Origin of the sequence: Halomonas sp. Mc5H-6, assembly GCF_024124705.1 — a bacterium.
Classification (GTDB): Bacteria; Pseudomonadota; Gammaproteobacteria; order Pseudomonadales; family Halomonadaceae; genus Vreelandella; species Vreelandella subterranea.
On sequence record NZ_JAMXSI010000001.1, the window covers coordinates 693,682 to 719,579 of the forward strand.

The window sequence follows — 25,898 nt, forward strand, 5'->3', positions numbered from 1 at the left end:
TCCGTGTAGCACAAAGCCGCCAAGCATACGAAACGAACGCACCTTGGCATTTTTAGCCGCGTAGCTCAGCGCCCAACTCAGCTTGCACCTGCGCCACTATCGACTCTACCAACTGATTGATTTCTTCATCATTAAGCGTGCGCGATGGGTGCTGCCAGGTCAAGCCTAGCGCGATACTTTTGTAGCCTTCGGCGACGCCCTTACCAGCATAGACATCAAATAGCGTTATGTCTTTGAGGTATTCGCCTGCTTTTACCTTCGCACTATCCAGCAACGTCTGTACGGGGCGATCAGCGGGCAGTGTAAAGGCTAAATCACGGCGCACTTCCGGAAAGCGTGACAGCGGTTCGAAAGCGGGTACATCCCCCTGGCTCAAGTGATCCAAACGCACTTCAAATACGACCGCATCGACTTTAAGCCCCAGCGTCGCCCTCACCTGAGGATGCAGGGTGCCGACCCATCCCGCCGGCTTGCCTTCAAACATCACCTGGGCACTCTGACCGGGGTGAAGGGCTGGATGCTCGGCGGGCTCGAACCGCCACGCATCGCGATTACCGCCCAATGTCAGCAAGCTTTCCAGGTCACCTTTGAGGTCATAAAAGTCCACGCTGGCCTTGACGCCGCTCCAGCCTTCCGGATCCCGGCTGCCGCACACCAGCGCCCCCATCATCGGCACTTGCGATAAAGCATCCAGTTCACCGTTGAAGACCAGCCCCGTCTCAAACAGGCGCACCCGGCTTTGCTGACGGTTAAGATTGTGCTCCATCGCCCGTACCAGTCCCGGCATCAGGCTGGCACGCATCACCGACATGTCGGCGGAGATGGGGTTGGCAAGAACTGGCGAGACGGCGTCCGGCAGCATGGCCGACTGTAGCTCCGGAGCCACAAAACTATAGGTAATGGCTTCCTGAAACCCCCGCGCCACCATTTGCCGACGCAGCTGCCCAAGGGAAAGCTTGGCTTCGTCCGTGGGACGCAACGAGAGCCGCGCGGTGGGGCGACGAACCGGCAGGTTATTGTAGCCGTGGATTCGCGCCACTTCTTCAATCAGATCTTCTTCAATGGAAACATCAAAGCGCCAACTGGGTACCTGTACCAGCCAGTTGCCTTCGCTTTCTCTGGCGCCGAACCCCAGGCGCTCGAGAATATCGCCGACGTCATCGTCGGCCAAACGCTTGGAAAGGGCTTTTTCAAGCCGCTCACCGCGAAGCTTAATGCGCTTGGTGGTCGGCATTGCAGCCTCACTCTTCGCCTCGACAACGGGCCCTGCCTGGCCACCACATATCTCCAGAAGAAGGCGTGTCGCACGCTCGATGGCGAGGGGCGTCAGTTCCGGGTCGACGCCCCGCTCAAAGCGATGCGAGGCATCGGTGTGCAAACCGTAGGAACGGGCCTGACCGGCAATGGCCACCGGGCTAAAGAAGGCAGCTTCCAGGAATATCGTGCGTGTTGTTTCGCTGACACCGGACAACTCGCCCCCCATGATACCTGCCATCGCCAGCGGGCCTGTCTGATCGGCAATCACCAGGGTTTCAGGCCGCAGGGCTATCTCCTGCCCGTCCAGCAGCGTCAAGACCTCCCCTGGGCGCGCCATCCTCACGACGATGCCGCCACTGAGGTTGTCCCGGTCAAAGGCGTGCATGGGCTGACCAAGCTCCAGCATCACATAGTTGGTGATATCAACGACTGGATCAATCGAGCGGATACCGCTGCGCCGCAAGCGCTCGACCATCCAGAGGGGTGTTACAGCGCCTGTATTGACGCCAGTGATGACACGCCCCAGATAACGCGGACATTGGTCCGGCGCTTCCAGGTCGACCGCGAAGGTATCATCGATCGTGGCAGGCACCATCAGCACTTCCGGTGCCGATACAGCCAGGCGGTTAAGCACACCCACCTCACGCGCCAAGCCTTTAATACTCAGGCAGTCGCCCCGGTTAGGCGTGAGATCGACCTCAATGGTCATGTCATTAAGGTGAATAAACTCGCGAAAATCCATGCCAACAGGCGCTTCGACGGGCAGCTCGAGAATACCGGCCGAGGTATCTTCCTCAAGGCCGAGCTCGGAGGCGGAGCAAATCATGCCCTGCGACTCGACGCCACGCAGCTTGGCTTTCTTGATCTTGAAATCATCGGGCAATACGCCGCCGACCCGGGCAAATGGCACCTTTTGACCTACGTCGACATTGGGCGCCCCGCAGACCACCTGAACCGACGAGCCACTGCCGTCATCCACGGTGCACACGTTGAGCTTGTCAGCATTGGGATGGCTTTCCCTGGTCAGCACTTCCGCTACGACCACGCCGCTGAATGACGCGGCCACCGGCTCGACAGCATCGACCTCCAGGCCTGCCATGGTGATCTGGTCGGCGACTGCTTGTGTATCCAGCTGCGGCGAAACCCACTCGCGCAGCCACTGTTCTGAAAATTTCATGGTCGTTCCTGTGGTTGGCGAAGGACTTAAGCGAACTGGCGCAAGAAGCGCAGATCATTCTCAAAGAAAAGACGCAAGTCATTGACGCCATATCGAAGCATGGCCAGGCGCTCGGCTCCCATACCGAATGCAAAGCCCGTATAACGCTCAGCATCGATGCCGGAATGACGAAAGACTTCTGGATGGACCATGCCGCAGCCCATCACCTCCAGCCAGCCACTGTGCGAGCAGACACGACATCCGTCTCCACCACACATGACGCATTGAATATCGACTTCCGCCGACGGTTCTGTAAAGGGGAAGTAGGAAGGACGAAAGCGTACCGAAAGATCATCCCGCTCGAAAAATGCATGCAGGAAATCTTCAATCGTGCCTTTCAAATCCGCAAAGCTGATATCTTCATCCACCAGCAGACCCTCGACCTGATGAAACATCGGCGTGTGGGTCAGGTCCGAATCACTGCGGTAAACGCGCCCCGGGCAGACAATCCGAATAGGCGGTTCAGTGCTTTTCATGGTACGCACTTGCACGGGCGAGGTATGGGTCCTCAACAAGCGCGTTGCATCAAAGTAAAAAGTGTCGGCCATGCCGCGGGCCGGGTGATGCGAGGGAATATTGAGCGCCTCGAAATTGTGATAGTCATCTTCAATTTCAGGCCCGACTGCGACGTCATAACCTATGCGGGTAAACAGTCCCTCGATCCGTTCAAGCGTGCGGGTCACCGGGTGCAGACCGCCAGCCGACTGGGTGCGACCGGGCAAGGTAATATCGATACGCTCCGCCGCCAGACGTGCTTCAAGGGCCTCGCTTTCAAGCTGCTGGCGTTTGGCGTCGATTTCTGCCGCCAATGTCTGCTTGGCTTGATTGATACGCTCACCTGCAGCTGGACGCTCTTCGGCGGACAGTTTGCCAAGCCCTTTAAGCAACGTCGTCATTTCGCCTTTTTTGCCTAAATAACGTACGCGCACTTCATCCAATGCAGCGACGCTCTGTGCCGCCTGAATGGCGTCGCGTGCTTCAGATACCAGCGCGGGAAGGTGGTCCATCCTGTTCATCTCCGAATTAAGCGATTTCCATCCTGAGGATGGCGTGTCATGTTGTGGTTGAAGAGCGTGACATAAAAACAGGGGAAGAGCGGCTGCTCTTCCCCTGTATGGGTCACACTAAAATGACCTTGGCGTTCACACTGGCACTACCGGTGCCAATTGAAGCTTATTGGGCAGCCTTGGCTTTTTCCACGATGGCAGCAAACGCCGCTTTTTCATGAACGGCCAAATCCGCCAGCACTTTGCGGTCAATTTCGATACCAGCCTTCTTGAGACCGCCCACAAACCGGCTGTATGACATACCGTTCATGCGCGCGCCCGCGTTGATACGCTGAATCCACAGCGCACGGAACTGGCGCTTGCGATTACGACGGTCACGGTAGGCATACTGACCGGCTTTGATGACCGCCTGCTTAGCTACACGGAATACGCGCGAACGAGCACCGTAATAACCTTTGGCCTGCTTCAATACTTTTTTATGGCGACGACGGGCAACTACGCCACGCTTAACACGAGTCATAACACACTCCTGACTTTATGACTGAGGCAAATGCTCTCAGGATAGAAAATTCGACGTTACAGATTCGGCAACATGCGCTGGATCAGCGCCTTGTCAGACGCATGAATCTGCTTCATACCGCGCAGCTGACGCTTACGCTTGGTCGACTTCTTGGTCAGAATGTGGCTACGGAAAGACTGCTTGTGCTTGAAACCATTGGCTGTCTTCTTGAAGCGCTTTGCAGCACCACTGTTGCTTTTGATTTTCGGCATGAGGAAAACTCCGCTCGATGTTTTTTAGAAAATCCAGGGCCAACTGCCAATAATGGCAGCCCGTTAACTTCGCCGTTGGATCACTTCTTTTTCGGGGCAAGGATCATGATCATCTGGCGGCCTTCCATCTTCGGAAATGATTCGACCGCTCCGATATCTTCCAGGTCGGCGGCAATCCTTTCCATCAGCTTTCTGCCGATATCCTGATGTGCCATTTCACGACCACGGAAGCGCAATGTGACCTTCCCCTTGTCACCACCTTCAAGAAAACGCGTCAGGTTTTTCAGCTTGACCTGATAGTCGCCCTCGTCGGTGCCAGGCCGGAATTTAACTTCCTTGACCTGGATTTGCTTCTGCTTCTTCTTCTGAGCTGCTTTTTGCTTTTTCTGCTCAAAAACGAATTTGCCGTAATCCATAATCTTGCAGACGATGGGATCGGCATTCGAAATTTGCACGAGATCCAAACCGGCAGATTCAGCACGCTCCAATGCTTCGGTGGTGGGCACTACACCCAACTGCTCACCGTCGCTATCGATAAGACGCACTTCTTGCTCGGTAATTCGCTCGTTCATTGGTGGGCGCTTGTCTGCTGGACGCCCGCGCTGGTTGCTTCTCTTGATCGTTCCGTCTCCTTAGCCAATTGACGATGTCGCCAGGGCTGCTCGCTCAGCACTGAAACGCTCGATAAATTCATCGACCGTCATGGTGCCGAGATCTTCGCCGCTGCGAGTTCGCACGGCCACTGAGTCAGCGTCGACTTCCTTATCTCCTACCACCAGGAGATAGGGAACTTTCTGTAACGTATGCTCGCGGATTTTAAAGCCGATTTTCTCGTTCCTCAAGTCCGCTTTTGCTCGCATTGCATTTTTTTGCAAACGTTGCTCTAAAGCAAGGGCATAATCACGCTGCGAATCGGTTATCGTCATCACGCTGACCTGCTGCGGTGCTAGCCATAATGGCATTGCGCCTGCGTAGTGCTCAATCAAAATTCCCAAAAAGCGCTCGAAGGAACCTAATATAGCACGGTGCAGCATCACTGGCGTTTTGCGAGACCCGTCTTCGGCTACGTATTGCGCTCCAAGCCGGCCTGGCAAGTTAAAGTCGAGTTGTAGCGTACCACATTGCCACACGCGATTCAGGCAATCGCGCAAGGCAAACTCAATCTTCGGGCCATAAAAGGCTCCCTCACCCGGCTGTAAATCCCAGTCAAGCCCGGTGGCATTCAGCGCAGCCTCCAAACCCTGCTCGGCCTGATCCCACATACTGGCCTCGCCCAGAAAGTCCTCGGGCCGGGTTGATAGCTTAAGCTCCACGTCTTCAAAGCCAAGCGTCTTATAGACCTGCAGTGTAAGCGCAATGAAGGCTTCCGCTTCCGCCTGAATCTGGCTTTCAGTACAAAAGATATGCGCGTCATCCTGTGTAAAGCCACGGACACGCATCAGACCATGCAAGGATCCAGACGGCTCGTTGCGATGACAGCTACCAAACTCTGCCAAGCGTAACGGCAAATCACGATAGCTCTTGAGCCCCTGATTGAAGACCTGCACATGGCACGGGCAGTTCATGGGCTTAACCGCATACTCACGCTTTTCAGATTCCGTGGTGAACATCAGCTCATTGTAGTGACCCCAGTGACCCGACTTCTTCCACAGGGAAAGGTCCACGACCTGGGGTGTCTTGATCTCCTGATAACCGTGTTCACGCTGGACCTGACGCATATAATCTTCCAACGCCTGATACATCGTCCAGCCGTTGGGGTGCCAGAACACCATGCCAGGCGCTTCTTCCTGAAGGTGAAAAAGATCCATCTTGCGCGCCAGCTTGCGATGGTCCCGCTTTTCGGCTTCTTCCAGCCGCTTCAGATAAGCCTTGAGCTGCTTTTTATCGCCCCACGCCGTTCCATAAATCCGCGTCAACATGGGATTCGAGGCATCACCGCGCCAATAAGCCCCCGCCAGCTTGGTCAGCTTGAAGGCTTTAAGGTGGCGGGTATTGGGCACATGCGGGCCCCGACACATATCGGTATATTCTTCATGGTGATAGAGCCGGATAGTGGCGCCTTCGGGAATATCCCGAACGATTTCCTGCTTATAGGGCTCATCACGGTGCAGGAAGGTCAGCATGGCTTGATCACGATCGACGTACTCCCGCACGACGTCATACTCGTGATCAATCAGCGCTTTCATACGCCCTTCTATTGCTTCCAGATCATCAGACGATGCCGATCCGCCAAACTCAATATCGTAATAAAAGCCATCTTCAATGACCGGGCCAATCGCCATCTTGGCATTGGGGTATAGCTGCTTGACGGCGTGGCCAATCAAATGTGCGCAGGAATGCCGGATAATATCCAGCCCCTCAGGGTCACGGGCAGTAAGGATGGCCACTTGAGCGTCTTGCTCAATCAGATCAGCGGCATCAACCAGAACGCCGTCGATTTTTCCGGCAATGCAGGCCTTAGCCAAACCAGGGCCAATGGACTCTGCCAGTTGCATAATGGAAAGCGGTTCATCAAATGTTCTCTGACTGCCGTCTGGCAGTGTCACAATGGGCATGCGGATTTTCCTTGAGCGCAGTGGTGATCCATACCAAGGATCACATTTCGCTATCAATGATGTAAAAAAATAGGCTGACGATAACGACGGCAAAGACTAACAGATGCCAGGCTTTGCATAAATAAAAAAGCGGAGGGCCCAAGCCCTCCGCTTCATTCAATTAACGCGTCTTAAAACCGTAAGGTCGTCGCGCTAACTACGTACCTTAGTTCCACTCATCCAGCTCTACACGACGGTTTTCAGCACGTCCTGCAGCAGTTTCATTTGTTGCAATTGGCTGCTCCTCACCGAAACCTTCAGCCATCATGCGATTGGACTCGACGCCACGAGTCGCAAGATATTCAGTCACTGACTCGGCACGAGCCTGGGACAGATCCATGTTGTACTGATTGGAGCCAACTGAATCGGTGTGACCTTCAATGCGGACACGAACGCCAGGATTATTCACCAAGCGCTCAGCAACACCATTAAGCACATTTTGCGCTTCAGCAGTTAGTTGAGCGGAATCAAACTCAAAGTTGACATCCTGTAGTACAACGCTGTCAGGGCAACCCAATGAATTGACTTCAACACCTGCCGGTGTATTGGGGCACTGGTCACGGTAGTCCGGCACACCATCGTTATCAGAGTCCAGCGGGCAACCGTTAGCATCTACCGCGACACCTGCGGGTGTACCCGGGCACTGATCGCGGTAGTCCGGCACACCGTCGTTGTCAGAATCCAGCGGGCAGCCTTCGGCATCGACAGCTGCACCGGCAGGAATTTCACCACCATAACTCGGGCATTGAGGTTCCATAGGCTCGGGGCTGCTGTCCGCACACAGCATAGCACCGATAGTGGCACCAGCTGTCGCACCAACAGCAGCGCCCGTATCTTCGTCAGAGCTGCTGCTGCTCGCGTAGCCAATACCGCCACCTATTACGCTACCGGCCAAGCCACAAACAAACGGATGCTGATACCAGCTGCGATCGTTGCTGGCGCTCATTTGGCCGGAAGACTGGGAGGCAGAGCTAGCGCAACCGGAAAGGCCCACTACCAGAGCAGAACCGATTAGCAAGCCAGTCGTTGATTTTTTCATGCAGAACTCCTTCTTGATCCAATGCTGACATGGTCATTAGTGACCAGATCATCTAATGCTTCTTTTTAAGCGAGAGCATCCATTTTTCGCTTGCCTGACACCGCCTGAACTTGTCTTCCTCGGTGTGAGGCCGTTGGTCATAGTACCGAATCAATGCCCTTAGGCAACATGTCGATTTATCAACTTGTTGCAGACGCTGACATACCTCAGCATAGCAAATTAAGCACGAAGAACACTATAAACCAGCCGTTACACTTAAAAAAATTGGGCAATCACTGTACTGACCGCTCAATGAAGCCCTTGCCCACCCTTTTTACGCCATGTCATCACAGCTTGCGCAGCGGCTAACACGGCACTGCGCATTTGTTCTTCCGCGGCAAGACGTTCACGATCTTCTTCCATGCGCTCTCGCGGCGTCAATTTCTGCCTGGCCGAATGGGTTTTAAGGTGCTTTGTACGGTCATAATGCTCTGCAAAGGCCTGGAACTCAGGCTTTTCGGTCAGGCTCGGGTCGATAATCTCCAGCAAGACTTTGCAACGCCAGGCGCCTTCGGTAATGTCGACCTGCTCCTGAACCAAAGCAGCGGTTACCCAGTCGAGGTTTTCCAGGCTCTTCAACTGGGCCTGCTGATCTTCAGCGACGCGAAACGCATCACGCCGCTTGACTTCCTTGCGTAAACGGTAGGCGTAGCCTGCCAATGCGGCAATTACCACAACCGCAAACAAGACGAGTAGCAATGCGTACGTCAGACTCATGATGCTCCTTATGCAAACCGATTAATTGCTTTACCAGGATTGTACATGTCTATGACAGAGACCTTACAGCATCTACATCGATCACGCTAATCATATCGGGCTTGCCGATTGGCGGCGAGCGGTACTATTTCGGGGTGTGAACTTGCCTTATCAGGCGATAAATAGTTTGCCGCGGGGGGAAAGTTAAGCCTGTAAGCAATTTTATCCATCCTGCTGTATCGCCACTGCCGCCAGGCAATTAAATAGCTGACACTAAGCGCCATCGCGCCGGCGGTATGCAGTAATGCCAACCAAAGCGGCAGCCAAAGGACGACACTGGCGATGCCGAGGCCTACTTGAAGGCCGTAGATCCTCAATACCATCAGTAACCCGCGCGCCGCGCTGTCATGCCGATATCGCCACCACAAGACCATCAGAGCCACTCCCAGCAAGCCACCTCCCAGCCGATGCGTCATATGAATCGCGGTTCGCGCATCAGCGTGAAGTTGACCGTGCAAATAATTGGGGCCTACGGTTTGGGTCAAATGGAAGCCTTCACTAATATCCATTTCCGGCCACCATTGAGCGTTGCACGACGGAAAGCCCTGGCATGAGATGCCTGCATAGTTGCTCGAAACCCAGCCCCCCAGTGCAATCTGGCAAAATAATAATACGGCCACCACCCACCAATGTGCGGATGTCCGCCGTGGCAGCCGATCCGCATTTTGCTGTACTGCTTTTAGACGGCAATGCAGCAATACAAACAGCAACAGAATCCCCATACCCCCCAGCAGATGCAGCGTAACCACCTGGGGCCATAATTTAAGGGTGACGGTCAAGGCGCCAAACGCCCCTTGAGCAGTAATGGCAACAAACAAGATAATGCTAAGGTGCAATGGGTACTGCTTTACATGTCTTAGTGTCCAGCCCAGCCACAGAAGCAGAATGACCGTCGCGCCAAGCATGGTTGCAACATAACGATGTAACATTTCAAGCCAGGCTTTCGATGCCTCCAATGGAAAGGCTGGGTACCTGATGGCCGCGTCATCAGCTGTAGGCACCACCCACTGTCCATAGCACCCTGGCCAATCAGGACAACCCAGACCTGCATCAGACAAACGCGTCCAGGCACCCACCAGCATCACTAGAGCAGTAAAGAAAATACCGATAAATGACAGCCACTTGACGACGGCAATACGCTGTTGATCAACCATTGAGTCCTCCCACGGCAAAGCGCTTGCTCTAGGCTACATGGCGTTGACTTTGAATAAATGTTGCGTGTCGTCGAGTATATCTGCCACCGGTACAGACGCAGGAAATGACAACGCAGGTCGCCCCTGGGGATCAATCAGCCACACGCTATTCGCTTTTCGCCATGAGGGAGACTCCTCCCAACGCGCCAGTTGCTCACCAGGCAATGCCTGACCTCCTCCGCCGATATTCAATCGCGCCAACCGATGAGCGTCACGACCCAGAGCGCGATGCATTCGCCACAGGATGTCTCGACGTTCAGCACACTGAACAGAGCAATCAAACGCTAATGTCCAGTGATCTTCGCCAACGCCAGCCTTTGAAACCGTTTCAAGCGGCCAATGCTCAAGCAATGGGAGTTGATCAGCAGGTGAACCGTGAGCCGTTATCTGCTCAGGAACGCCAATACGCCACTCAACCATTCCCCAGGCGGTGATAATAGGCGCGGAAAAAATAATGAAGATCAAGAGCAATTTAATCCGCTGACGATTGACTGGTTTAATGGCTGTCATCATATCCCCCTCCTGATGCTTTTGGGTCGAGTAAAGATAACGCCTGCCAACCCACATCGTGATCAGTGCTACCAGCGCAAGCCCCCACCACTGAAATGCATAGGCAATGTGCCGACTCGCAGGCATCACATTGGCTTGCCACCATTCTGAAAAAACGCCATCGCCGGTCTGCGCATGCACCCACCCCTGGTAACGAAAGTCAGGTAGCACTCCCTGCCAAGGCGTAAGGCTGATTTGTTGAAGGCGTTCTTTTTCCAGGTTGGGGCCAAATAACAAGCCATCATCCCTTGCTTGCTGCCATTGCCCGGTTATAGAGACTTGTTTCTGGGGCGTCGTTATACTCGGTGAGTCACGGCTGGTGCCGGTTTCAACAAAACCACGCTGAATCAACCAGTACTGCCCGAATCTATCTTTAAACGGGGTTAAAACGGCAACTCCCAAACGCCCCTCGACAATTCGGTTATCTAAAAAAAAGGTATGTTCGGATATATACTCACCATTAAGCGTAAGCTCGGCCCCTTCGGTAGGTAACGTTTGCGGGTCAACCAATGCAGGCGCCTTGTCTCGAGCTGAAGCCGCCGCTTGTTTATCGTTGGCTCTGTCCCACTGCCATGCGCCAAGAAAGCCGCCCAGCAGCACCAACGACAACCAGAATGCATACCAGCCATATAGACGCCAGCGACATGAGGAGTACTTTTTCATGCTACTTAAATCACTCATTATCATTGTTTTTTTCGCTATGTTGATCAGCCTGGCGGTAGGCGCGGGTTACCTGTTACGCGATGGCTCTTCTTCCAAGCGACTGCTTACATCTCTAAAATGGCGGATAGGCTTTGCTGCTCTGCTCTTATTGCTCATTGTCTATGGGTTCGGGAGCGGCCAACTCACCTGAAGACTCAAACGACATAAACGAATATAAACAGCCCTAACCATACGACATCAACAAAGTGCCAGTACCAGCAGGATGCCTCGAAACCAAAGTGCTCGGTATCCGAAAAATGACCGCGTATGATACGCGCCAGCATCACCATAAGAATCAAGGTACCAATAATGACATGAACGCCGTGAAAACCCGTTAAAATAAAGAACGTAGACCCAAAAATACCGGCTTCCAGCGTAATACCATAGTGCTGGTAAGCTTCATAATACTCGACGCCTTGAATAAAAATAAAACAGCAGCCAAGTATGACCGTTCCAGCCAGCCAGTTTCTGCATAAGCGACGCTTTTCTGCCTTGAGTGCTTCATGAGAAATTGTCAATGTGATACTGGAAGTGACCAACAGCAACGTATTCACTAACGGCAGTTGCCAAGGACTGAAGACATTGTCAGGCCCTGAAACCGAGGCATCCGGAGGGCTCAACAAAGGCCATTCGGCAATAAAGTTCGGCCATAAAAGCGCCGAAACACCTTTTGCCCCCTCACCGCCCAACCAGGGTATAGCAAACATGCGAACGTAAAAAAGCGCACCGAAAAACGCGGCGAAAAACATCACTTCGGAAAAAATGAACCAGCCCATTCCCCAACGGAAAGAGCGATCCATCTGGCTATCATATAGGCCCAAGTGAGACTCATTGATCACATCACGAAACCAGAATGTCATGACCGCTATAACGGAGACGACACCTATTGCAATCAGTAAGCTTGTAGTGCCATAAACAAGCTGTGCACCCAAACCCGCCATCATAAAACCTGTTGCCAAAGAACCTAGGATCGGCCAATAGCTTTTGGCTGGAACATAATAACTTCCGCCACTCATGTTAAATCCCCCCGTTTTTGTTATTCATATATTGTGCCACTGTCGGGCGGTCGTTGCTTTCCTCCAAGGGATACAGCGTATATACCAATGTCACGGTCGCTATATCTTCTGGCAGCGTATTGTCCAGTTGAAAAACAAGCGGGATGGTAAGGTTCTCGTTGGCATCAAGCCGCTGTTCCTGAAAGCAAAAGCAACTCACCTTTCGCACATGAGCGGAGGCAACGGATGGACTAACGCTGGGAACTGCCCGTCCCCAACCGGCCGACTGGCTACGGTTGGAGAATGTAAAGTCCACCTCCGTCATCTGACCGGGATGTACCTGGACTTGGCGGGTTTCCACACCAAGTTGCCACGGAAGCCCGGCACTTGTCCGGGTGACGAACTGAACCGTCACATAGCGATCACGGTTAACATCATTGCCCAAAACCTGTTGCGCGGAGGTACTCACCTTTCCATTAATACCCGTTACTTCACAAAAAACGTCGTAAAGAGGCACTAATGCAAACGCAAATGCAAACATACCAATCAAGGCGACAATCGTCTTGGTGACTGTTTTCCTGACGCCTTCCGTTTGGTGTGAGCGCATATTTCACTCCAGATGACTAAATATGGATAACCTATTTTTCTACTTGTCGAAACACGGGGGGTGTCTCGAACGTATGTAGAGGAGCAGGACTGGGTACCGTCCACTCTAAATCCACTGCGCCTTCCCACGCCTTGGCGGGAGCCGGTTTACCGCCCCTTACACATAAAATAATCACCAGCACGAAAAGCAATTGCGACGTGCCAAAAAAGAAGGCCCCTATGCTGGATACTAGATTAAAATCGGCAAATTGAAGGGCATAGTCAGGTATCCTTCTTGGCATACCAGCTAAACCAGCAAAATGCATTGGAAAAAAAGTCAAATTAACGCCAATGACGGAAAACCAGAAATGCCACTTTGCTAGCGTTTCGTTTGGATAATGCCCTGTCCACTTGGGCAACCAGTAATAAACACCCGCCATGATGGCAAAGATGGCGCCTGGTACCAGTACATAATGAAAATGGGCGACAACAAAATAAGTGTCATGATACTGAAAATCCGCTGGCGCAATTGCAAGCATCAGGCCTGAAAAGCCACCGATGGTAAACAGCACCACAAATGCAAGCGCAAACAGCATGGGAGACTCAAAACTTATCGAACCACGAAAAAGTGTCGTCACCCAATTAAAGACTTTAACGCCCGTAGGTACGGCAATCAGCATCGTCGAGTACATGAAAAATAATTCAGCCACTAATGGCAGCCCCACCACAAACATATGATGCGCCCATACCAGAAAAGACAATAGGGCAATCGCCGCCGTGGCATAAACCATCGAGGCGTAGCCAAAAAGAGGCTTTCGAGCGAACGTCGGGATAATGGCCGACACGATGCCAAAGGCTGGCAAGATCATGATGTAAACTTCAGGGTGGCCAAAAAACCAGAAAAGGTGTTGAAAAAGCACCGGGTCTCCGCCACCCCCTGCATCAAAGAAGCTGGTGCCAAAGTTGATATCCATCAGCATCATGGTAATGACACCAGCCAGAACCGGCATGACGGCAATTAGCAAAAAGGCAGTGATTAACCACGTCCATACGAAAAGAGGCATGTCCATTAACCGCATGCCCGGGGCGCGCATATTTAAAATGGTAGCGATGATATTGATCGCCCCCAAAATGGAGCTGATACCCGCAATGTGCAGCGCAAGGATAAAGAAGGTCGTTGATGCTGGCGCATAGGCGGTCGATAGGGGTGCATAGAATGTCCAGCCAAAGTTAGGACCGCCACCCGGCATCAGCAACGTAGAAAGCAGCAGCGTGAACGCAACGGGAAGCAGCCAGAAGCTAAAGTTGTTCAAACGCGGCAGCGCCATATCGGGTGCGCCGATCTGTAACGGTATCATCCAGTTGGCAAGCCCAGTAAAAGCAGGCATGACAGCTGCAAACACCATGATCAGGCCGTGCATGGTGGTCATCTGGTTAAAAAACTCTGGTTCGACCAACTGTAATCCAGGCTGGAATAACTCGGCACGCACAACGAGCGCAAAGATGCCTCCAATAAAAAACATGGATAAGGAAAAAATCAAATAAAGCGTGCCGATCTCTTTATGGTTGGTTGTCAAGACCCAACGACGCCATCCCGTCGGTTGCGCCGGATGATCGGCAGCCCCACCCGCTGTCGCGACCGCATCGCTGTGCTGTAGCGTAGACTGCAAAGGTATCCTGGGTGCCATATCTGTCTCCAAATTTATTCTTTTCGCTGTAACCTGCAGTGCCTATCGATCATTCTGTTTGTTCGGCAACGCGCGCGGGCTGCACCTGCTCCTGGGTATCGTTCCCCCAGGCGTTTCGCGTATAGGTAACGACCGCGGCAATTTCAACCGGATTAAGCGTATTGCGGAACGCAGGCATTGCGGCACCCGAAACGCCATTGATGACTTTGTCCAAGTGCCAGTCGAGATCATCAATCAACTGCTGATTCCCCGCGAGTGCTGGAAATGCCGGGGGAGAACCCTGTCCATCTGGTTGGTGACATGATGCACAAATGGATTCATAGACAGACTCTCCTCTGTCCATTAATTCTTCCATTGCCCATTCACGCCCAACCCCCTGCGCTTCTTGATCAGCCGCTTTTTTACGTTCCGTCAGCCAGTCATCGAAGGCCTCTTCTTCCATGGCCTGCACCACGACCGGCATGAATCCATGGTCAATGCCACAAAGCTCTGCGCACTGGCCGCGATATATGCCTGGCTCATTGATCCTGACCCAGTTTTCGTTGACAAATCCAGGAATCGTATCTTGCTTGACGGCGAGATCGGGCACCCACCAGGAATGTATAACGTCATCTGACGTCATTAAAAAACGGATTTTACGATTGATCGGCAGCACGAGGGGCTCATCAACTTCCAGGAGATAATTCTCTCCGCGAACTTCCTCGCCGCCGACTTGGGCACGCGGTGTACTGAGGTTGGAAGTGAACGCAACATCTTCACCCAGATATTCATAGCGCCAGCGCCATTGCTGCCCCGTTACCATAACGTCCAATTCGGCATCTGAAGCGTCGTACATATTCTTTAACGTAGCCGTCGCCGGCACCGCCATGCCGACAAGGATAAGCACAGGAATTACCGTCCAGAGAATCTCGACCTTGGTGTTCTCATGAAAGTCGGCAGCTTTTGCGCCTCGTGAATGACGATAGCGAAAAAGCGAGTAGAACATAGCACCAAAAACCACCACGCCAATGACGACGCATATCCAGAAAATGGTCATGTGCAGACCGTAGATATCGCGGCTTACATTGGTTACCCCGAGCGGCATGTTCCACGATTGAGCAAAGCAGACACTGCTGCTCATCACGCCCGCACTGAACACTGATGGTCGCCACCATAAGCGCATTGAAGCCCCCTTGTTTTTTTTGTTGTGGCTGAAACCAACAACCCGAATGGATATAGGTAACAGACGAATGCCCATATAACGTTATTGACTGCAGTATAGAAAACACCCGCCAATGTTCACGTGATTTGTAAAAAATAAAGCTGGCTTGCTTATCCCGCAACGACAGTGGCAAGCCCCCAGAGCGCCACGACAAAGGCTAAGGTAATGATAATAAAAGTAATAATAAACGCGGCTGGATGTTTGGAACTGAAGTCTTCGCGCCTTTGACGGTCATTTTGAACACCGATGAGCGCTGCGAGCACCGATTTGATCACCGACCACATACTCACCTCGTTGCCGCTTGCCGCGATGTTGCTTCCGACGGCTTTCTATTCTGTTGTAATAGGGTTTTTTAAACGATAGTTCACGCTCGACATGTTACCCTGAAAACTATTCAACGCTTTTGGGTCATTCTTCACTTGCTCATTTACTATTCCGCTGCTGACTTCTATAGTTGATTGATAATATTGATTTTAACGTGTTCTGCGGAGATAACTGATGAGCATGAAACTGTTGAAAACAAGCATCCTGGCCCTGGCTTCGTGCCTGCTGGTGACATTGCTCTCCGGCTGTACCACTTACACCTGGGAAGACGGGTCAAAGAAGACCGTATTCGGCGTACCAGCAGAGGATGAAAGGCTGACGGAAGAGGAACGCCGCGCTCAAGGCGTACGCTACCGCGAGCCTGGGGAGATACCTGAATAGTGGATCGACGGGACCTTGGGGCTCATTAGGCCGAATAAGCACATTTCCCCTATCTGCGGCTATTCGTTCGGCCAGTGGCAGCTGCAGAAAGAGGGTTTTACGGCCAAGGATGCTTTGGGTAACGCCCGCGCATTTCTTTACGTACTTCAGGGTAGACATTCGTCCAGAAGCTGCGTAGATCCTGGGTAATCTGAAGGGGGCGCCCCGCGGGTGATAGCAGATGAGTCATCACGGCGACGCGACCATCGACAATCCTTGGCGTTTCCTGCCAGCCAAACGCTTCCTGAAGCTTAAGCGCCAGCACCGGTGGTCTACCTTGTAAGCAAGGTGCATAATCAAGCGCAATTTGTCGGCCACTTGGCACACGCAACAAGGTAGGCGCCAAACGCTCAAATTGGGATTGCTGATCCCAAGTGAGTGATGCCAGCAAGTACGTATCGAAAGGCATTTTTTCCATCTGGCTCATACGGGTAACCCCGGCCATGTAGGGGGCAAGCCAGGTTTCAAGCGTTGTTATTAACGCCTTATCCGACCAATCGGGCCACCGCCCATCAAAAGACTCGTGCAGTATCGCCATACGTCCCTGTAACTGCTGAACAGGTGGCGTAAAGATCATGTCAGGGCGCTGCTCCAAGGCGTTCAGCAACGCCGCCATGACGTCTTCCTCGGGCAGTTTGCCAAGTGCAGCAGTGGCTAATACCAGCTCACCGTGACACTGCACCCTTTCGCCGATCAGCCTTCCCTGGGCGTCTGACCACCAGACACGATTGACCCACTGCTGGGTGGCCGGATACAGGCTAATAAGGGTGTCTAGCGAAAGCGGCTCCGCCACGTATATCGTCGCTTCGCTGGTCGCACCCTCTACGTTGACGGCCACCAGGTAAGGCTCGTTGGCAAGCGGATGGCTGACCGGCAAGGTGGCCGTTTTACCATTGGCGAGTTTGAAGCGACCTGGGCTGATGCGCTGACCAATACGCTCTGGATACGCCAGTGCCACAAGCGCACCCAACGATGCGTCTTCAACCTTAGCCGGAAAATTGGCTTTGGCAATTCGTGCCAGCCGCTTGGTATCACGCTGCCACTGAGGGTACCGTGCAGGTTGAGAAAAACGCTGAGCCAGCGCATCACGAAGCGAGCCGTTGATACGATCCCTGCTTTCAAGGAGCGCGGCCAGCCCACAGGCCAACGCCGTCGCGTTGATATCGACTGACTTCACCAACATCGCACCGAGCCTTGGGGCTACCGGCCAGCGCGCACATTGTTCACCCAACGGGGTCAACATACCCGATCGATCAATGATGCCAAGCTTAGTCAGTAGCGCTTTCCCGCTTTGCCAGGCGCCGCTGGGTGGCAAGGTCATCCAAGTCAGATCGTCAGGGGACTGTACGCCCCATGACGCCAGTTCAAGCACCAGCCTGGAGAGATCCGCCTGCTGTATTTCCGGTTCACCAAAGGGGACGAGCGGCTGCTCTTGAGACCATAGACGGAAACATAGCCCGGGGCCTTGCCGACCCGCGCGACCGCGCCGTTGATCGGCGCTGGCGCTATTCACCCACCGGGTGGTCAGTTGCGTGAGCCCCAAACGAGGCTGGAACAGTGGAACACGCTCTAACCCAGAGTCGATCACCACATTCACGCCATCCACCGTCACGCTGGACTCCGCGATAGCCGTCGACACGATGACCCGCGGACGCGAAGCATCCTGCTGAAGGGCCACCTGCTGCGCTTCTACTGGCATGCGACCATGCAACGCGCGTACTTCGATATCGAGGGAGCTATCCTCCAGCTTCTTCACTAGCCGGTTTATCTCGGCCACACCCGGTAGAATCACCAGAATATCCCGCGACCCCGATCGATTTAAGGCGTCATCGACAGCCTCACAGACACGTGTCTCCAGAGCGGTATCACTCGGTACCGGCCAATAGATCGTTTCAACCGGGTACTGGCGCCCGGTGCTTTCAATCACCGGCGTCTGTTCCCCAAGCACTTTTTGTAAAGCCGACACATCGATAGTGGCTGACATCACAATGAGGCGTAAATCGTCGCGAATGCTTTGCTGTACATCCAGTGCCAGCGCCAGGCCCAGGTCCGCCTCGATGCTGCGTTCATGGAACTCATCAAAGATGATGCCGCCAACCCCCTCAAGCAGCGGATCATCCTGCAGCATACGGGTCAGCACCCCCTGGGTGACGACTTCCAGACGGGTATACCGGCTTACCTGGCTGTCCCCCCGCATCCGATAACCCACTGTATGGCCAACCGATTCATTGAGTTGCCGGGCCATGAAACTTGCCGCTAACCGCGCCGCGACCCGCCGTGGTTCAAGCAGCAAGAGCGTTTTCCCTTGCGCCCAATGGCTATTCAAAAGCGTCAGAGGCACCCGCGTCGTCTTCCCCGCGCCAGGCTGGGCCACCAGAATAAGTCGATTATGGCTGTCCAGGGTTTCTTGCAGGGAGGCTAGATGCGCCTCAATGGGTAGCGTGGACATACTAATCACCGCGGCGCTGCGAGAGATGCATCGTGGCGCTGAACGCCACAGCCTTTGATGATCACCTGCTCAAGAAATTGGCAAATCGATTCGAGGTCTGCTTCATCCAGAGCCTCTTTACCCAGAATCCCGGTGACCTGGGCACTATATTCAGCGTAATGCTGAGTCGCGGACCAAATGAGAAAAATCAGCAAGTGCGGGTCCAGGTCGTCCATCTTGCCCTGATTCGACCACTGGCGAATGATGGCCGCTCGAGAAGCGACCCACTCGCGTAGTTCGCCAGACAGATATTTATTTAGAAAAGGCGCCCCGGCTAAAATTTCAGCGGCAAACAGTTTTGAGCCTTCGGGATAACGCTGACCAAGCACTATCTTGGTGCGAATGAATTCGCTTAGCACACGTCCTGGGTCACTTTCTGGCGTGATGTCCTCAAGCACCGCATTCCATCGGCTCATCATGCGATTGAGCAACCGGACATAGAGCGCCTGTTTGCTGCCCATGTAATACAGAATATTCGCTTTGGGCAGACCGGCTTTATCGGCAATCGCCTGGAGGCTCGCTCCCCGGTAACCATATTGCGAAAACACCTGTTCAGCCGCGCGCAAAATGCAGTATTCGATGCGGTCCCGACCGACGTTATCCTGGTCTGCTGTTTCAGCCGTCATTCACTGAGTTCCTTTATCAGGTGCTGGGTAGATGAGTATGGAAGTTAACGGCGCTTCACGTTACATGCTCCAAAGCCCCGCACAATACGGTTCTTCGCACCTTATCAGGGCAACAATCGAAGCCTTGCATAACCGTCCATTTTGTCTCAAGCTCAAACGATATTGACCGATCGGTCAAAACAATGAAAACGGAGTTTGGTATGGCGACGATTGAGTTTTTGCTCAATGGCACCCCCAGGCAATGCGATGTGCCACCGGACACGAGCATTTTAACGCTATTACGCGACCATTTGGGGATGACGGGCACTAAAGAGGGGTGCGCCTCCGGCGATTGTGGCGCCTGTACGGTCGCCATTCGCAACCGGAGTGATGCTGGATCGTGCTTTCAAAGCGTCAATGCCTGCATCACGCCTGCACACCAGCTCAACAGTCGGCACCTGGTCACCGTCGAAGGCTTGGCGCAAGGCAATCAGTTGCACCCTGCCCAGCAGGCCATGGTTGACTGTCACGGCAGTCAGTGCGGCTTTTGCACGCCGGGTATCGTCATGTCGCTGTTTACGCTACATACTACTCAGCAGCGCCGCCCTACCCCTTTGACCCCTGAACGCCTTGAAGCCGTGCTAGGTGGCAATTTATGCCGCTGTACCGGCTATCGCCCTATCCGCGATGCAGCCTTGGGCATGCAATCATTGCCCTGGCAGCCCCCTCAATGGTTTGACGCCTCATTACCAGCGACCTCAGTGTCCAAACCTGATCGGGTCGATGAAAACGCATCGCTGTTTGCCCAGCCAAGCACGCTGGATGAACTGACCAGAGTGCGCCGCCGTTACCCCAATGCCCGCCTCGTCGCCGGTGCAACGGATCTATGGCTGGAAAACACTCAGCGTCTGGTCGAACTGGATCAACTGATTGATGTTACCCGAGTAGACGAGCTCCGCCGGATTGAGGAAGCCTCTTTTCAGGGACAATCAGGCTGGTGGGTAGGCGCTGGCGTCACCTACACCCAGCTTGAACCACTGTTGGAGCCCCACTTCCCGGCCTTTGCCCATTTGTTACACCGCCTCGGCTCCCAGCAAATACGCAATACAGGCACCATTGGCGGCAATATCGCCAACGCGTCTCCCATTGGTGATACGCCCCCGGTTCTGCAGGCGCTTGATGCCTGGGTGGAACTGGCAAACGCTGACGGGTCACGGCAAATCCCGTTGAGTACGTTTTTTATCGATTATAAAAAGACCGCATTGGCTGCAGATGAAGTGGTCAGCCGGGTGTTTATTCCCAAACTGGCTGATACCGCTACACTGAGGGTCTGGAAACTCTCCAAGCGTCGGGAAGATGACATCTCAGCGGTGTTGGGCGCTTTCTGCTATCGCCTGGAAGCAGGTGTCATGCTCGACGTGCGCATTGCGTTCGGCGGCATGGCCGCAACCCCTAAACGAGCCCTTGCGACCGAGAAAGCACTGGAAGGCCAGCCATTGTCGAAAACCAGCTTTCAAGCGGCCCAGCAGGCACTTGACGACGAATTCACCCCCATGAGCGATGTGCGGGGTAGCCAGCTTTATCGCCAGCAGGCCGCTCGCAACCTGCTAGAGCGCCTGTACCTGACGCTTTGTGCGCCCAACCAGGAGGTGATGCTCCATGCGTACGCTCACTAGACTCGATGCCGACAGCCGCCGAGCCCGCCGCGAATTGCATGACCATATTCAAGGCTCCGGTCCACTTGCTCGCCATACGGTCGATAGCCAGAGCCAACGCCAGGCGGGCAGTGCAAGCTTTCACGAAAGCGCTCACAAACACGTCACGGGTAAGGCAGCTTACATTGACGATATCAAAACGCCGGCAGATGCCCTGCACGTTGCGCTGGGCTTATCGCCAGTCGCCCATGGCACGTTAACCAAGCTCGACCTTGAGGCGGTCAGGCAAGCACCTGGGGTGATCGATGTTATAACGTTTGATGACGTACCGGGGCACACTGACATTGGCCCGGTGTTCCCGGGTGACCCTATCTTCGTGGACCGGGAAATCAGCTATGCAGGCCAGTGCCTCTTTGCAGTGGCTGCAACCACCTTACAGGCCGCGCGCCGGGCCGTGAAACTTGCCAGGCTGGATATCGATGAACACCCCGCCAGCCTTGATCCTGTCGCGGCTACCGAGCGTGAAGAGTTCGTTCGCCCGACCCATGTTCAAGAGCGTGGTGACTGGCAGGCAACTCTGGAACAAGCATCGCAGCACATCGAGGGCGAACTTTTTATTGGTGGACAAGAGCATTTCTACCTTGAAGGACAGGCATGCATCGTCTTGCCCAGCGAGGATGAAGGCGTCATCGTCCATACCTCCAACCAGCACCCAAGCGAGACCCAAAAGCTCGTTGCTGAAGTGCTCGGCATTCCTTTCCACGCGGTAACCGTTGAAGTGCGTCGCATGGGTGGTGGCTTTGGCGGCAAGGAAACCCAGGCCTCTCCCTGGGCCTGCATGGCTGCGCTTTTTGCCCGCCGAACGGGCAAGGCAATCCGTCTACGATTGCCACGCAGCGAGGATACCCGCGCCACGGGTAAGCGCCATCCTTTCCATAACCGCTATCAGTTGGCGGTCGATCATCAAGGCGTCATCGAAGGTGGCGAGATCACCTTGATTGGCGACTGTGGCTACTCGCCCGACCTCTCTGACGCCATTGTCGATCGCGCCATGTTTCATGCCGATAACGCCTACTCGCTAGGCAATGCCCGCGTGACGGGGCATCGCGCCAAGACCCATACGGCCTCGAACACCGCCTTTCGCGGCTTTGGTGGGCCGCAGGGAATGATGATTATCGAAGCGGCCATGGATGATATCGCCCGTCGGGTCGGCGAGGACCCGCTGACCATCCGGAAGCGCAATTTCTACCGCCAGGGGCGCGACATCACCCACTATGGCCAGCGGGTTGATCAGACACGATTGCTTCACACACTGGTGGATACGCTGGAACACAGCAGCGACTACTGGTCGCGTCGTGAGGCCATTACCGCCTTCAATGCAGCAAGTCCAATTATCAAAAAGGGCCTTGCCCTCACACCGGTCAAGTTTGGCATCTCATTTACTGCTCAGCATCTAAACCAGGCCGGCGCACTGCTTCACGTGTATACCGATGGCAGTATCATGATCAATCATGGCGGGACGGAAATGGGCCAGGGCCTGCATACCAAGATCTGTCAGGTGGTCGCTCGAGAACTGGGGTTGGATCTGGACAGCGTCCGCATCAGTGCAACCCGTACCGACAAGGTGCCCAATACATCGCCCACTGCCGCCTCTAGCGGTGCCGACCTGAACGGCATGGCGGCGCGGGACGCCGCCAGCAAGCTCCGGGAGCGGCTGTTCGACTTTGCCGCGGAGCACTATTCAGAAGGTCTGGACCGTGAAGGTATGCGCCTGGAAGACGGTATGCTGATTGCCGGTATCGGCGAGAGTGAGCGCCGCATCCCCTGGGGGGAACTCGTCCAGACCGCTTATCTCAACCGTATTTCGCTCTCAGAAAAAGGCTTTTATGCCACGCCGCTGATTTACTACGACCGCGCCACCGGCCAGGGGCGACCTTTCTATTACTATGCCTTTGGCGCAGCCGTTGGCGAAGTCAGCGTGGATACACTGACGGGGGAATATCAGGTGGATCGCGTCGATATACTCCACGATGTGGGCGATTCCCTTAACCCTGCCATTGACATGGGCCAGGTGGAGGGCGGTTTCATACAGGGATTGGGCTGGCTGACCAGCGAAGAGCTCAAGTGGAATGATAACGGCATGCTGATCAGCGACGGGCCAGCGACTTATAAAATTCCCACTTTCGGCGACCTGCCACCGATTTTCAATGTCGAACTGCTGGAAGGCCACCCCAACTCCATGGCGAGCCTTTATCGCTCCAAAGCCGTCGGCGAGCCGCCCTTCATGCTGGGGATTTGCGTGTGGTCAGCACTAAGGGATGCCCTTTCAAGCCTGACGGGCTATCAGGTATCGCCTCACCTCGACACCCCGGCGACGCCTGAACGGGTCATGTTGGCGGCCAACGCCATCAGGCAGAAAGCGTTATGACCTTAACCGCTCCAGAAAGCTGGCATGCATCATTACATCGCTTACAGCGTGATGGCATCCCCCATGTACTGGCCACTCAGGTGACCAGCGCAGGCTCGACCCCCCGCGAGCCCGGCGCGCGGATGGTGATTACGATTGATGCTATCTTCGATACGCTGGGTGGAGGTACTTTCGAGTGGCAGACGATCAGCGCTGCACGTAACTTATTACAGCAGCAGCGCTACGGCTTACACCTGGAAGCTTTTTCCCTGGGTGGGCGTAGCGGTCAGTGCTGCGGCGGCTTCGTCAACATCCTGCTGGAAGTCTTTCCCGGTGCAGAAGCCCATGTCGCTATATTTGGCGCGGGCCATGTCGGTCGCGAAATCGTTAACTTGAGCGCCCCTCTCCCTTGGCAGTTGCACTGGTACGATAGCCGAAGCGATATATTCAGTGAACAGCTACAACAGCAACCGCGTCTTGGCTGTCATACGCTTGGCGATCCCCAGCGGACAGTCTCGGAATTACCACCGCAAACGCATGCGCTCGTACTGACCCATAGCCACGATCAGGATTACGCCCTGATTGCAGGCCTCATTGAGCGCGATGATGTCGCTTCTATTGGACTAATTGGCAGCGACAGTAAATGGTCAAGCTTTCAGGGACGTCTAAAGCGAGCAGGCCATGACGCCGAGAAAATTAAGCGTGTGCGAAGTCCCATCGGACGCATCCACGCCACCAAGCTCAACAACAAGACGCCTTATGCCATTGCCTTGACCGTGGTCACCGAGCTGCTCTGGCTAACCGACACGCCCTCCTTACCAGAAACACGTGGCCTTGCGCCTGACGCTGCACGTGCTTTAGTTGACGATACGAAGACGACCCAGAGTTAATATGAATCCTACTACCGATACGTTTATTCGTGCCGAGTTGATTAGTTTTGCCCGCGACCCTGGGGATGGCGATACGCCCGAGCCGGGCAGCTTTGAGCATTACGGCGACGGCTTACTCTGGCTGAAAGGCCAGCATATTCATGCCGTGGGCCATTTCAACGAATTACTGCCGTCACTACCGGAAAACAGTGATGTATTGGACTATCGCGATAAGCTGATCATGCCGGGGTTTATCGATACCCATGTTCACTATGTCCAGTTGGATATCATGGCCTCCTATGGTCGCCAACTGCTTGACTGGCTAAACGACTACACCTTCCCCGAAGAGTGTCGCTTTGCCAATCATGCCCATGCAGAAGCGCTATCCAATGCTTTTCTGGATGAAATGCTGCGCGCGGGTACAACCACTGCTCAGGTATTCGGCTCTAGCCATCCCGGCTCCGTGGATGCCTTTTTCTCCGCCTGTCAAAAACGTCAGTTGCGTATGCTGGTCGGCAAGGTATTAATGGACCGCAACGCGCCCGAGGGGCTTTTGGACGGCACGACGGGTATTGCCGACAGTGAGCGACTGATTGAAGACTGGCACGGCAAGCAGCGGCTGGGGTATAGCGTTACCCCTCGCTTTGCGCCTACGTCGACCAAAACGCAAATGGATGCGGCAGGCGCTCTTCTGCGTAATGACCCCAGCCTATGGTTACAGACTCATCTAGCGGAAAACAGCGGGGAGCTTGACTGGGTGGCAGAACTGTTTCCCGGCAGCCCTGACTATTTAGCCGTATATGAAGAAGCAGGCCTTGTTGGCCCTCGCAGCACCTTTGCTCACGGCATTCATCTTGATAATGACATGCGTAAACGGTTGGCGGGTCGCGGCGCGAATATTGCTTTTTGCCCTAGCTCTAATCTCTTCCTGGGCAGCGGGCTCTTTGACCGAGAGGCCGCGAATGAAACCGGCATGGCATTTACCTACGCCAGCGACATCGGCGCAGGCACTGACCTATCAGGCTTTGGAACGCTTAAAGCAGCCTATCAAGTGGGTCAGCTACGCGGACAGCCACTTACCGCCTGGCAGGGTTTTTATGGTTTAACCAAAGGGAATGCAAAGGCCCTCTCGCTAGATAGCCATATCGGTCAATTGGCGCCCACGCTTGAGGCTGACTTTGTAGTGATCGACCCCCAGGCAACGCCGCTGCTTAAGCGTCGCATCAACCACTGCACCACACTTGGCGAGCGGCTGTTTGCATTGATGATGCTGGCCGACGACCGGGCCATCTATGAAACCTGGGCGGGTGGACAGTGCCAGCACCGTAGGGATATAGCTGAATAAAGGAAAAAGAAGCAGCAAATAAAAAACCCCAGCTCCTTTTGGAACTGGGGTTTTTCTTAATAGGTGCCTGACGATGACCTACTCTCGCATGGGGAGACCCCACACTACCATCGGCGCGAAGCGGTTTCACTGCTGAGTTCGGCAAGGGATCAGGTGGTTCACGCTTGCTATGGTCGTCAGGCGTAACTGGCTG

General features: G+C 54.3%; 23 protein-coding genes and 1 rRNA gene. 6 read left to right on the plus strand and 18 right to left on the minus strand.

Translation table 11 applies throughout. The features are described from left to right. Positions 1-52: 52 nt before the first annotated feature. The 10 genes from pheT to NH395_RS03355 all read right to left on the minus strand — a co-directional run bounded on the left by pheT (position 53) and on the right by NH395_RS03355 (position 11,084). Positions 53-2,434 carry a phenylalanine--tRNA ligase subunit beta gene (gene pheT, locus NH395_RS03310; RefSeq protein WP_253022381.1) on the minus strand — a complete coding sequence of 794 codons (2,382 nt, stop codon included), beginning with the start codon at positions 2,432-2,434 and terminating at the stop codon, positions 53-55. Between the two features lie 26 nt (positions 2,435-2,460). Further along, positions 2,461-3,480 carry a phenylalanine--tRNA ligase subunit alpha gene (gene pheS / locus NH395_RS03315; RefSeq protein WP_253022382.1) on the minus strand — a complete coding sequence of 340 codons (1,020 nt, stop codon included), beginning with the start codon at positions 3,478-3,480 and terminating at the stop codon, positions 2,461-2,463. A gap of 166 nt (positions 3,481-3,646) precedes the next feature. Continuing rightward, positions 3,647-4,000 (minus strand): 50S ribosomal protein L20, encoded by a 354-nt coding sequence (rplT, locus tag NH395_RS03320; RefSeq protein ID WP_066317588.1) that lies wholly within the window; start codon positions 3,998-4,000, stop codon positions 3,647-3,649. A gap of 56 nt (positions 4,001-4,056) precedes the next feature. Next, a complete protein-coding gene (gene rpmI, locus NH395_RS03325) occupies positions 4,057-4,251 on the minus strand; it encodes a 50S ribosomal protein L35 (protein WP_009724291.1) in 195 nt (64 codons plus the stop codon). An 80-nt stretch (positions 4,252-4,331) separates the two neighbouring features. Then, positions 4,332-4,823 (minus strand): translation initiation factor IF-3, encoded by a 492-nt coding sequence (gene infC, locus NH395_RS03330; RefSeq protein ID WP_139197167.1) that lies wholly within the window; start codon positions 4,821-4,823, stop codon positions 4,332-4,334. Positions 4,824-4,883: 60 nt separating this feature from the next. Next, the gene (gene thrS, locus NH395_RS03335; RefSeq protein ID WP_253022384.1) at positions 4,884-6,806 is read right to left on the minus strand and encodes a threonine--tRNA ligase; all 1,923 of its coding nucleotides are present in this window, start codon (positions 6,804-6,806) and stop codon (positions 4,884-4,886) included. Between the two features lie 205 nt (positions 6,807-7,011). Then, positions 7,012-7,884: an OmpA family protein gene (locus NH395_RS03340; RefSeq protein ID WP_253022385.1), complete on the minus strand. Its 873-nt coding sequence runs from the start codon at positions 7,882-7,884 to the stop codon at positions 7,012-7,014. A 288-nt stretch (positions 7,885-8,172) separates the two neighbouring features. Continuing rightward, on the minus strand, positions 8,173-8,640 hold the full coding sequence (locus NH395_RS03345) for a DUF2489 domain-containing protein (RefSeq protein WP_253022386.1): 468 nt from the start codon (positions 8,638-8,640) through the stop codon (positions 8,173-8,175). An 86-nt stretch (positions 8,641-8,726) separates the two neighbouring features. Continuing rightward, positions 8,727-9,833 carry a COX15/CtaA family protein gene (locus NH395_RS03350; protein WP_253022387.1) on the minus strand — a complete coding sequence of 369 codons (1,107 nt, stop codon included), beginning with the start codon at positions 9,831-9,833 and terminating at the stop codon, positions 8,727-8,729. Between the two features lie 33 nt (positions 9,834-9,866). Then, positions 9,867-11,084 carry an SURF1 family protein gene (locus NH395_RS03355; RefSeq protein ID WP_253022388.1) on the minus strand — a complete coding sequence of 406 codons (1,218 nt, stop codon included), beginning with the start codon at positions 11,082-11,084 and terminating at the stop codon, positions 9,867-9,869. Here NH395_RS03355 and NH395_RS03360 point away from each other — a divergent pair. Further along, positions 11,083-11,274: a DUF2909 domain-containing protein gene (locus NH395_RS03360; RefSeq protein WP_066317608.1), complete on the plus strand. Its 192-nt coding sequence runs from the start codon at positions 11,083-11,085 to the stop codon at positions 11,272-11,274. The genes NH395_RS03355 and NH395_RS03360 overlap by 2 nt on opposite strands. A gap of 4 nt (positions 11,275-11,278) precedes the next feature. Here the strand turns inward: NH395_RS03360 and NH395_RS03365 are convergent, their stop codons facing one another. The 5 genes from NH395_RS03365 to NH395_RS03385 all read right to left on the minus strand — a co-directional run bounded on the left by NH395_RS03365 (position 11,279) and on the right by NH395_RS03385 (position 15,876). Beyond that, the gene (locus NH395_RS03365; protein WP_253022389.1) at positions 11,279-12,139 is read right to left on the minus strand and encodes a cytochrome c oxidase subunit 3; all 861 of its coding nucleotides are present in this window, start codon (positions 12,137-12,139) and stop codon (positions 11,279-11,281) included. 1 nt (position 12,140) lies between these two features. Beyond that, positions 12,141-12,725, minus strand: coding sequence for a cytochrome c oxidase assembly protein (locus NH395_RS03370; RefSeq protein ID WP_253022390.1), 585 nt, complete (start codon positions 12,723-12,725; stop codon positions 12,141-12,143). A gap of 31 nt (positions 12,726-12,756) precedes the next feature. Next, a complete protein-coding gene (gene ctaD, locus NH395_RS03375) occupies positions 12,757-14,391 on the minus strand; it encodes a cytochrome c oxidase subunit I (protein ID WP_253022391.1) in 1,635 nt (544 codons plus the stop codon). A 49-nt stretch (positions 14,392-14,440) separates the two neighbouring features. Continuing rightward, positions 14,441-15,511, minus strand: coding sequence for a cytochrome c oxidase subunit II (gene coxB, locus NH395_RS03380; RefSeq protein ID WP_253022438.1), 1,071 nt, complete (start codon positions 15,509-15,511; stop codon positions 14,441-14,443). 191 nt (positions 15,512-15,702) lie between these two features. Then, on the minus strand, positions 15,703-15,876 hold the full coding sequence (locus NH395_RS03385; RefSeq protein ID WP_082926004.1) for a DUF2970 domain-containing protein: 174 nt from the start codon (positions 15,874-15,876) through the stop codon (positions 15,703-15,705). A 214-nt stretch (positions 15,877-16,090) separates the two neighbouring features. Between NH395_RS03385 and NH395_RS03390 the strand changes: the two genes are divergently transcribed. Further along, the gene (locus NH395_RS03390) at positions 16,091-16,297 is read left to right on the plus strand and encodes a hypothetical protein (RefSeq protein ID WP_366065053.1); all 207 of its coding nucleotides are present in this window, start codon (positions 16,091-16,093) and stop codon (positions 16,295-16,297) included. A 97-nt stretch (positions 16,298-16,394) separates the two neighbouring features. Here the strand turns inward: NH395_RS03390 and hrpB are convergent, their stop codons facing one another. Continuing rightward, positions 16,395-18,785, minus strand: coding sequence for an ATP-dependent helicase HrpB (gene hrpB / locus NH395_RS03395; protein WP_253022392.1), 2,391 nt, complete (start codon positions 18,783-18,785; stop codon positions 16,395-16,397). A gap of 5 nt (positions 18,786-18,790) precedes the next feature. Next, entirely contained in the window at positions 18,791-19,450 is a 660-nt protein-coding gene (locus NH395_RS03400) for a TetR family transcriptional regulator C-terminal domain-containing protein (protein WP_253022393.1), read from the minus strand. 200 nt (positions 19,451-19,650) lie between these two features. Between NH395_RS03400 and xdhA the strand changes: the two genes are divergently transcribed. From xdhA to guaD, 4 genes are read left to right on the plus strand one after another with little or no spacing between them, the layout of a single operon-like run. After that, positions 19,651-21,105: a xanthine dehydrogenase small subunit gene (xdhA, locus tag NH395_RS03405; protein WP_253022394.1), complete on the plus strand. Its 1,455-nt coding sequence runs from the start codon at positions 19,651-19,653 to the stop codon at positions 21,103-21,105. Further along, entirely contained in the window at positions 21,089-23,512 is a 2,424-nt protein-coding gene (xdhB, locus tag NH395_RS03410) for a xanthine dehydrogenase molybdopterin binding subunit (protein ID WP_253022396.1), read from the plus strand. The genes xdhA and xdhB overlap by 17 nt, the downstream gene beginning before the upstream one ends. Then, positions 23,509-24,381, plus strand: a complete 873-nt coding sequence (xdhC, locus tag NH395_RS03415) for a xanthine dehydrogenase accessory protein XdhC (protein WP_253022398.1) — start codon at positions 23,509-23,511, stop codon at positions 24,379-24,381. The genes xdhB and xdhC overlap by 4 nt, the downstream gene beginning before the upstream one ends. Position 24,382: 1 nt before the next feature. Next, complete coding sequence (gene guaD, locus NH395_RS03420; RefSeq protein WP_253022399.1) at positions 24,383-25,705, plus strand: guanine deaminase; 1,323 nt, start codon at positions 24,383-24,385, stop codon at positions 25,703-25,705. Between the two features lie 65 nt (positions 25,706-25,770). On the opposite strand, the gene rrf is transcribed toward guaD, so the two are convergent. Then, positions 25,771-25,886: ribosomal RNA gene (gene rrf / locus NH395_RS03425) — 5S ribosomal RNA — on the minus strand. Positions 25,887-25,898 lie beyond the last annotated feature (12 nt).